Origin of the sequence: Staphylococcus shinii (assembly GCF_017583065.1) — a bacterium.
GTDB classification, from domain to species: domain Bacteria; phylum Bacillota; class Bacilli; order Staphylococcales; family Staphylococcaceae; genus Staphylococcus; species Staphylococcus shinii.
Window position 1 is genome coordinate 1 of the sequence record NZ_JAGEVL010000019.1, and the last position, 2,650, is coordinate 2,650.

At 30.6% G+C, this 2,650-nt stretch carries 2 protein-coding genes; one reads left to right on the top strand and one right to left on the bottom strand.

What is annotated here, in order from left to right; all coding sequences use genetic code 11:
• Positions 1–862 precede the first annotated feature (862 nt).
• The gene (locus tag J5E45_RS14275) at positions 863–1,867 is read right to left on the bottom strand and encodes a protein rep (protein WP_208182388.1); all 1,005 of its coding nucleotides are present in this window, start codon (positions 1,865–1,867) and stop codon (positions 863–865) included.
• A gap of 217 nt (positions 1,868–2,084) precedes the next feature.
• Here J5E45_RS14275 and lnu(A) point away from each other — a divergent pair, with 217 nt between their 5' ends.
• The gene (gene lnu(A), locus J5E45_RS14280; protein WP_101141763.1) at positions 2,085–2,570 is read left to right on the top strand and encodes a lincosamide nucleotidyltransferase Lnu(A); all 486 of its coding nucleotides are present in this window, start codon (positions 2,085–2,087) and stop codon (positions 2,568–2,570) included.
• The last annotated feature ends 80 nt before the right edge of the window (positions 2,571–2,650 follow it).

Here is a 2,650-nt window from a genome sequence, read left to right on the forward strand (position 1 = left end):
ACAATCCCAAAACTTGTCGAATGGTCGGCTTAATAGCTCACGCTATGCCGACATTCGTCTGCAAGTTTAGTTAAGGGTTCTTCTCAACATAAATAAATTTTCTCGGCATAAATGCGTGGTCTAATTTTTATTTTTAATAACCTTGATAGCAAAAAATGCCATTCCAATACAAAACCACATACCTATAATCGATAACCACATAGCAGCCATAGAATCACTCCTTTTTAGCAAACTTTATCACAATAGTTATCGCTTTACAGGTCTATTTTTCATCGTTATAATCTAGTTAAATCCCGTAAGGGCGCACTTATACGTTTGTTCCAAACGGTGCAAAAACCATAATCGACCTTCGTCGATTTTTTTAATCTTAGTTTTAAGTAATCGGTGTTGCAGCACAGATATAAAAATTAATACTGCATTATTAGTAATCGGCGTTGTGGCGCAGATACAAAAATTAATACTGCACGAATTTGAATCGACGTTGTAGCGTAGATATAAAAATTAATACTACATCAAAATTTAACTAAGATTTAAGCTACTAGTTTTTTGCTAGTAGCTTTTTTATTTTTAAAATTTTAAATACCTTTATTTTGAATTTTAATGGGGCATTTTAAAGATTTAGGGGTAATTCATATAGTTTTATACCTAAAAACTTATATAAGCTCTTAAAATGCAAATATGAGCAAAATAAATATATGCTATTTCCAAAAACAAAAATTTGAGCAAAACCAGTGACTATTTTTTAGACACTGCCCAGTTACATGCAAATTTAAAAATTGGCATGAAAAGTGGGTAACCATGCTGGTTAAACGCTATAGTTCCCGCAGGGGCTAAAAACATAAAAAAAACGCTAGCTTTTTAGCTAACGTTTCACATTTTTTAAATAATAATTTTGTTTTTCAAAATTCCAAATTGCAGTAATTGAATTTGCTTTTTCTTCTTCGTCTGTCGTTTTTTCTTCGTCACTTGTATTAATCAAATTACCTTCTTCAGCATCATCTAAATTTAAAATTTTATGTTTTTGTTTAAGCAAACCACCATAACTCAACATACGTTTTCGGTATAAACCATGTTCTAAATCTCTAACAATTTCTTGATTTCTTTCGTCATCATCAGTTAAAAAATCAGATGACTTAACCGAATATTTTGAGGTTTCTTTAATTGCTGCTTGAATATCTTTATCGCCTTTTCGGTTTGGTTTAATCGCTTTAATATTTGCCACCGGTCGATAATTAACCCGAAGTGCTTTTTGCCATAAATCAACCCATTCATTTTGAGTTATATAATTTTCTTTTTTTCTAAAATACGCATTTTCAACGCATAATAAAACGTGCATATGTTGGTTATAACTACCATCATTTTGATTAACCGTAACTTCCGTTGAACGCATAAAACCAATTAAATTTTTAGAAACTTTTTTATATCTAAACAACTTATGAAACGATTTAGTTAAGTCTTTTAAACTTTGTTCTAAAGTTTCGCCATCTATCGCATTTCTCGTTGAAAGAGTTAAAAACAACCAACGTGCTGTCGGCTTTTCTTTAACCACTTCTTCAATCACTCTTTGAGCTTGATAACTATTTTTCATAGCACGCCTCCAATTACAAACAGGACACAACTTCGATTTACAAAACCATGTTTTATAAAGCTTTAAATAGCCCTCTTCTGTTGGTTTAAATTCTAAGACGCTACCACATTGTTTTACGTTATGAGCTTTTTTCACTTTTAAAATGTCGAGTATCTCTGAATAGCTCACATTATCAATTTTCTTTTCTTTCCACGGACGTACTTTACCCGTTTTCGTTAAATCTTTTAATGTTTCATTATCTTGATTTTCATTTATAAATTTTGTATGATTATCTTGCATATAAAAAGACCCCCAGTTAGATTTTTTCTCGACAATTAAATCTTATACCTGGGGCTTTTTAATGTCAAATTTTCTTTCACGCATAAAAACAACCTAAAATCCTTATATATCAAGGTTTTAAACACATTTCATAAAAGACAGTTATTTCTATATAGTATCAAGACAAGAAGAAACTCGTTTTCAACTCGTTTCAAATTCCCAAGTTAGGAGGGATAAAATGAAAAATAATAATGTAACAGAAAAAGAATTATTTTATATTTTAGATTTATTTGAACACATGAAAGTAACTTATTGGTTAGATGGTGGCTGGGGGGTAGATGTATTAACTGGAAAACAACAAAGAGAACACAGAGATATAGATATAGATTTTGACGCTCAACACACTCAAAAAGTTATACAAAAATTAAAAGATATAGGATACAAAATAGAAGTTGATTGGATGCCTTCACGTATGGAACTTAAGCATGAAGAATATGGGTATTTAGATATTCATCCTATAAATCTAAATGATGATGGATCAATTACCCAAGCAAACCCAGAAGGTGGTAATTATGTTTTCCAAAATGACTGGTTTTCAGAAACTAATTACAAAGATCGAAAAATACCATGTATTTCAAAAGAAGCTCAACTTCTTTTTCATTCTGGTTATGATTTAACAGAAACAGACCATTTTGATATAAAAAATTTAAAATCAATAACATAATTGCTTTATTCCAATTGCTTTATTGACGTTGAGCCTCGGAACCCTTAACAATCCCAAAACTTGTCGAATGGTCGGCTTAA

Coding starts and splice junctions, on each gene's coding strand:
- J5E45_RS14275 (WP_208182388.1), bottom strand. CDS start 1,867: ATGCAAGATAATCATACAAAATTTATAAATGAAAATCAAGATAATGAA.